Origin of the sequence: Wandonia haliotis, from assembly GCF_039523435.1 — a bacterium.
GTDB lineage: Bacteria > Bacteroidota > Bacteroidia > Flavobacteriales_D > Crocinitomicaceae > Wandonia > Wandonia haliotis.
The window spans coordinates 2,904-9,192 of record NZ_BAAAFH010000017.1; the positions used below are offsets into that span (position 1 = coordinate 2,904).

Annotated in this window: 7 protein-coding genes; all 7 read right to left on the bottom strand. The window is 35.4% G+C overall.

What is annotated here, in order from left to right:
• Positions 1-62: 62 nt before the first annotated feature.
• Positions 63-611, bottom strand: coding sequence for a hypothetical protein (locus ABDZ97_RS12260; RefSeq protein ID WP_343788065.1), 549 nt, complete (start codon positions 609-611; stop codon positions 63-65).
• 355 nt (positions 612-966) lie between these two features.
• Positions 967-1,233: a hypothetical protein gene (locus ABDZ97_RS12265; protein ID WP_343788067.1), complete on the bottom strand. Its 267-nt coding sequence runs from the start codon at positions 1,231-1,233 to the stop codon at positions 967-969.
• A gap of 1 nt (position 1,234) precedes the next feature.
• Positions 1,235-2,494 carry an RHS repeat-associated core domain-containing protein gene (locus tag ABDZ97_RS12270; protein ID WP_343788069.1) on the bottom strand — a complete coding sequence of 420 codons (1,260 nt, stop codon included), beginning with the start codon at positions 2,492-2,494 and terminating at the stop codon, positions 1,235-1,237.
• Positions 2,495-2,865: 371 nt separating this feature from the next.
• Positions 2,866-3,240, bottom strand: a complete 375-nt coding sequence (locus tag ABDZ97_RS12275; protein WP_343788071.1) for a hypothetical protein — start codon at positions 3,238-3,240, stop codon at positions 2,866-2,868.
• Positions 3,241-3,245: 5 nt separating this feature from the next.
• The gene (locus ABDZ97_RS12280) at positions 3,246-4,319 is read right to left on the bottom strand and encodes an RHS repeat domain-containing protein (RefSeq protein ID WP_343788073.1); all 1,074 of its coding nucleotides are present in this window, start codon (positions 4,317-4,319) and stop codon (positions 3,246-3,248) included.
• Positions 4,312-4,677 (bottom strand): hypothetical protein, encoded by a 366-nt coding sequence (locus ABDZ97_RS12285; protein WP_343788075.1) that lies wholly within the window; start codon positions 4,675-4,677, stop codon positions 4,312-4,314. The genes ABDZ97_RS12280 and ABDZ97_RS12285 overlap by 8 nt, the downstream gene beginning before the upstream one ends.
• On the bottom strand, positions 4,674-6,289 hold a 1,616-nt coding region (locus ABDZ97_RS12290; RefSeq protein ID WP_343788077.1), incomplete at its 5' end, for an RHS repeat-associated core domain-containing protein. The genes ABDZ97_RS12290 and ABDZ97_RS12285, both read right to left, overlap by 4 nt.

Genomic DNA, 6,289 nt, shown 5'->3' on the forward strand with positions numbered 1-6,289 from the left:
CCTCCTACCACCTGAAAAACAAATGGTTAGTTAAAAAATCATTCATCAATAAATCTGGTACACTACCAAACCATTGGATTAACACCAATGTTTTTAAGAATTTCATCCGATAGTTCTTTTTTACATGACAAAATCAATTCATTACCTCCTAAATTTTTCATTACAACAAATTCACAAAACCCTAATTCAATATGTTTCCGACCAAATAGATCACTTCCTTTTATTGCAATTTCGGTTGCAAAGTTTTTGTAACTCTCCCACATATCTATTGAGACTGGCTGAAAAATAAATACCGAATAATAATATTCCCACATTTTGAGAACAGTATTCGAAAACATGATAGATTTTTTTAAAACACCAACAGAATCAAACAGGTTATCATCAACTTTTTGTAAATATTGATACTCACCATACTCTTTAAAATCATTATCTATATCTTCTTTTAAAGATTCTAAAATCACATCATCGGTTAAATTCTCTGTTCTCTTAAAATAAAAGAAAATCCACTCATCCGTAAATATATTTTGAATAATACTTTTTAATTCAAATCGGTCAGTTACTTCGAAAAAAAATGTATCAATATCTGTTGTATGTATTTTCTTCGGAAACATTTATTATTTAATAGGTTTACCAAATCCATAAAAGGGATTAAAACTTCTATGAGCACGAAGCCCTAATCCAAAGTATCTTCATTAATCCATAAGTCTAAAAAAGTTCCTCTACTGAGTAAATCATAAATATCAAATTTGTACATAGAGTTTAATACTTTAAAATTAATTGCATTTTTGTCGCAGACTCCCAACAGTGCTCAGTCGGCTGCCTGCTGCGTCAAGCTATCGCCCCGCACCAGGGTGGAGTTTCGTTATTGAAAATAAACCAGTTCATAGCATTACAAATGATTAGACACCTAAATTCATTTAAAAAAATAGCAGACAATCGGGTGGTTATATGACATCGCTGCTATAATCATATATTTTTACCAAGGTTTTTAATAACTTTTAGGTAGGTATCAATTTTATTTTGTTTATCAATATCTCTAATACTAATATCTCTTATAGAACCTGCTCCCCCCCATATATCTTTTGATTTAAAGTACTTTCTAAAGTTAATTAAATCATTAATTTCTAAAGAATACATTAATTTATTTAAAGAATCTAATTCTTTACTAAAACCTTCATCTCTTAGGATTTCATAAAGATTTTTTAGAGAATCATAAAGTTCAATATTTTTCATTTTAAAATTTTGTTTTGATAACATCTAAAGGGGTCCATAAAACATTATTCCAAGAATTATTTATCCTAAACTCAATAACCAATCGACCAAATGTACCACTTGAAGGTATTGGTTTAGCTAAACCAATACCATTGATGTTATTAAGTTGAATATATCCTTTTAGTAAAAAAGCCCCTGAATTTGAGTTTGGTAGACCAGCAAAATTACGATATGTGCCTCCATATAATTTCGGGTTAATCGGAGTCCAATAATTTCCAAAACGACCAGCTTGTCCACCATAAACTCTATATACTGGAATACTCAAGCCTCCAAGAGACCTTGTGTAACTCAAAGCTCCTACTCCTAATCCAGAAGACAAAGCCACAGTTGGCAGTGCATCCACAAAACTTGTAAAGAAACCTCCATCTACAGCTCCTTGTTGATATGATGTCAGTTCCCAATAGGTTGTAAAATAGCCTGTTTTCCATATATCTGAATGTTTCCAAGAATCTGCAATTGCATCAAAAGGACTATAAATGAAGTATCTCCAACTTTCAGCAGCTTGTTCACGCCCTTCTCTTGAAGGAGAAAAATTATTACTTAAACCATCCGAATAATCTCCTTCGTTGTATTCCTTTCCTGTTACAACACCATAATACCAGTTTTTTTCCGAATCCCAAACGTAAGCGTCATCATCATACCAAAAACGAGTAACACGATTCTTGTCGTCAACCTGAGTTATATCCGCACTTTTCGGTAAAAAGACATTGCCCTGTTCATTAACCGCGCCAGATTCTCTATTTGGAGTACGATATGCCTGACAATCACCTGAAGCACAACCTGGTTTACTTTTCCCATGATCTCCCATCATCCCCGGACCTCGTCCATCATCAATATATTGACTCACATCACCATCTCCACCATCAGGATTCGTACCTTCCAACCCAAACGGATCCACAAAATAAATCGGATTATTATTAAACGCTACATACGGACTCATACCCGGATATTCTGCCATCAATGGATCTAACGACTTCCAACGCCCTAACCTCGAGTCATACTGTCTGAACTCCGTTGTATAGCTGTTTCCATTCCCTGATACCTCAGAATCATGTTCCATCCCATTGAATTGGTAACGATACCCCACACCACCATTCCTGCCCGGCATGGTCATTCCAAACGCATAGTAATCACTCCATGAGAGGATCACAGGGTCGTAATTGCCATCCGTAGCGTTCCATATTTTGCAGTCGTTTATCACCTCAAGAATCTTTCCTACCACATACAGTTATCTAGTTCTTTGAAATAAATAAATTTCACACCCAAATTCAACAATACCTCCCTTTCAAAAATCACACTTTTAGAGAATTTAAGTTTTCTAGGTAAATCTTCTGAATCAATGATATCATAATCCTCATAACTTTTATGATTCTTGATTTTATTTCTCACTCTAAATGAACTGTATGACTCATTATATGAACCTTTTTTAAATTGTACACAAATCTGTCCATGTCTAGCTCCGTTCCGATTCCGTTTCTATTTAAAGATAGTAAATTTCCGTTACGGTCGTACGAAAAAGCCTCCTACCAACTGAAAAACAAATGGTTAATTAAAAAATTTCATTCATCAATAAATCTGGAACACTACCAAAATCTATTCTTCCCAATCCAAAATTTCAATTGATTCAATCTTTGATTTTCGGATATATTTTGACGATAAACAATTATTGTTAACATCATTAAGTACTTTTTTATCTGTAACTAAGAAACTTTTCTTAAACCGTATTATCAAAAGGTGTTTATTTAAATAAACGCTCACTCCTAATACATCACGTCCCCCATGAACAGTTAAAACACATCTTTTAAAATCAAGATTGTTATCGGTTAGATATTTATTTAGTTTGCAAACCTTTTTCCCTTGATACAACATTATACCACTATTGTCTAAACCTTGGCAATAAGTGCTATTTCCCATAGCTGAACCGCTGATAAGAAGTAAAGAAAGTAACATTTTTCTGAATACGTTCATAATGATTAATCTTTGGTGTCCGTATTATGATCTATTTTAACAAAACTAACTCCAGAACTTTCGCCCGTTTCTGCTTCATAATCTTTTTGAACATCTAGTATAGTTTGCCATTGTAGTTCATTGAATGATTGCCCCTCTTTAGGTTTTACAGTCCCATTCATTATATCAATTTCAAGATCATTTAATTCAGACTCAACGTTAGATAAGAAAGATTTTGCTAATTTCTCATCTTCCACAACGATTCCGTATAAAACCTTTTCTGTAACTACAAAAGAAACATCTCCTTCTGTAATATTACCTTTGGCAATTTGAATTGACATATCTTTAAGATCAGACGAACTAAAAGGTACAGCAGAGGGCTCAAAGTCTGGTGCCCATTTCCTTATTTGCTTTGTTTCTTTTTCATCGTATGGATGAGTATGAAAATCACCTACAATCTCGGCATTATCAGGAACACCACTATAATTCAAACGTACATATCCCTGTTGAGTTACTTGATATTTGTGTACTTCATAGTTTACATTCTGAATAGTTTCTCCGTTTACTTCTGTTGAAGTGGTAACTTTAATTAAAACACCTCCGGTTTCTCCTGAAACTGCTCTCTTACCATTTTCCCTAAATGAATCAGACCATGCCTTTTTAAAAGCTTCCGCAAATGCACTTGCAAGCTTTTCAGGTGGGTCATCACCTCTTGTATCTGTATAAAATATTGGATTATTATGAAACGCCACATACGGGCTTTCATAGGGGTACTTACTTGCTTTAGGGTCTATGCTAAGCCAACGCCCTAAACGAGGATCGTATTGCCTGAACTCGGTAGTGTAAGAGTTTCCATTTCCTTTCACCTCATTATCCATTTCACTTCCCTGATAACCATAGCGATACTCTCCAGTGTTTCCATTCCTACCCGGCATGGTCATTCCAAAGGCGTAATAATCACTCCAAGAGAGGATCACAGGGTCGTAATTGCCATCCGTAGCGTTCCACATTTTACGATCGTTGATGACAGCCAAGATGTTTCCAAGGTGACTGGTGAGACGGAAAATATCCTGCCAAATTTCTATACAGGTATCAGTCACAACTCTTTAAGATTTTATAAAATAAGTCATCAATTTTTTCAGTAATTCCTTTAGACTCATATCCTCCACTATGCAATAAACATATGCTTTTTGTATCGAATATAATGTAGGTAAAAGAATCTTGTTTTAAATTGATTTTAAAAACAATTACATCTCTCCACTCTTGTTCAGAAAGAGAAAGTTCAATACCTAAAGGTTTCCTTTTTATATGTCGGATAAATTTAATATCCTTCATATATCCATTTGATAACAATACTCCCTTCAATAGTCGTTTATACCCCTTTATTTGACTATTATCCTGTCCAAAAGAAATATTACTTAAAAATACTACTATTAGTAACAATATGATTTTTCTCATAGCCACCTTGGATGTTTGCTTTTAGTAAATGAATTATCTCTCTTTTTTGTTGTACTGCTTTTAGAAGGTTTTGAAAATCGTGTCAAATCAACCCCAACAGTAATACCGACACCATCTTGCGAAGCAGGTTTTAACTCCATACCTTTATATGTTATGTTTTGACTTGGATTTGGTAGTGAGTACCTCGACTGAACATCAGAAGCTTTATTTTGAAAATAATTTTCATTGACAGTATTAGCTCTTTTTTGTGTATATTGTTTCTCTAATTCAAACCATCTTCTATCCATATCTCCCCTATTTGAAAAACGCTCCTCACTACCATCAAAGTGAACAATCACCCATTCACTTGAACCACTTCTTGTATCATTGTAAAAGAAAGATTCTTGCCCTGATGAATTTCCCCAAATATTCTTACCAACAGGAGTACCTGCGTTTGTACGCCCTTCACTGATTAACACACGCTTACCAGAAACTCCATCATTACCAATGATTACAATATCCAAATTATCACTATTTGTAGTAGCCTCCGTTAATATATCTGTGATATAATAATCTCCAAATCTGGCTTCTAAAACCCTTTTCACATCATTTGATGCAGGATCTATTTCATCAGTAGAATTTGTAATCATAGTAGCCAAAGAAGTTCCCCCTCTACCTGGTTCCGTAGTTTTAAAGTTGAAATTCATTCTACGTCCAGTATCTTGATTAATTAGCTTCACCTTGTGAGGTTTATTATGTTTAAATATTAGCTTAATATTTTCAGTTTTTCCGGCAGAATTTGTCATCTGAACATTAACTTCAATTTTAAACAACCCCTGAAAATCAATCGCCATAACAGGACTATCACCTGCATATACATAAGGTGACTGGAAGCCATACGAATTCATATAAGGGTCTGTGGTAAAAAACCTCCCTAATCTTGGGTCGTACATCCTTGCCCCAAAATCATAGCTATTACCAGTTCCTTTAATCTCGTTATCTATTTCACCGCCCTGCATTCCATAGCGATAAAGCTCACTATTTACACCACCATTCCTGCCCGGCATGGTCATTCCAAACGCATAATAATCACTCCATGAGAGGAGCACAGGATCGTAATTCTGGTCTGTGGAGTTGTAGATTTTGCGGTCATTGATGACGGCAAGTACGTTGCCTAAATGGTTGGTCAACTCATACCGTTTATGTCCGCTCTCCTCCGTGTGTACCACGTCTTCTTCTTTGTGGGTATAGGGAGTAAAGGTGTTATTGGCATAGATCACCACTTCTTCCGAATTCACGCCCAAACGTTCGGCTCCGTACAAATGGCGTTCGTTGAGTTTATACTCATCCTCATTCAAATCATAGTTGTATACCGCCATTACCTGGCCGTTGGCATCATACGCGTAAAAAGTAAGCTGTAAATTACCTGTAGTTACTCCTCCTGAACGGATTTGAGCCATTTTCAGAACGCGTTGACCGAATGGATTGTAGTGAAACTCAAGATTCGGACTCGCTGCATCCGTACGCATGACCCTCAATAACTTGTGATCCCCGTATCGCCATTCCAACTCCATGTCTTCCGATGCGTCTTCGATCAACTCCCCGATCTTATTGTAGGTGTAATTACTTGTTG

What these genes read in the sequence shown, in the direction of transcription:
- ABDZ97_RS12260 (WP_343788065.1), bottom strand. Translation starts at nt 611, where the DNA reads ATGTTTCCGAAGAAAATACATACAACAGATATTGATACATTTTTTTTC.
- ABDZ97_RS12275 (WP_343788071.1), bottom strand. Translation starts at nt 3,240, where the DNA reads ATGAACGTATTCAGAAAAATGTTACTTTCTTTACTTCTTATCAGCGGT.
- ABDZ97_RS12285 (WP_343788075.1), bottom strand. Translation starts at nt 4,677, where the DNA reads ATGAGAAAAATCATATTGTTACTAATAGTAGTATTTTTAAGTAATATT.
- ABDZ97_RS12265 (WP_343788067.1), bottom strand. Translation starts at nt 1,233, where the DNA reads ATGAAAAATATTGAACTTTATGATTCTCTAAAAAATCTTTATGAAATC.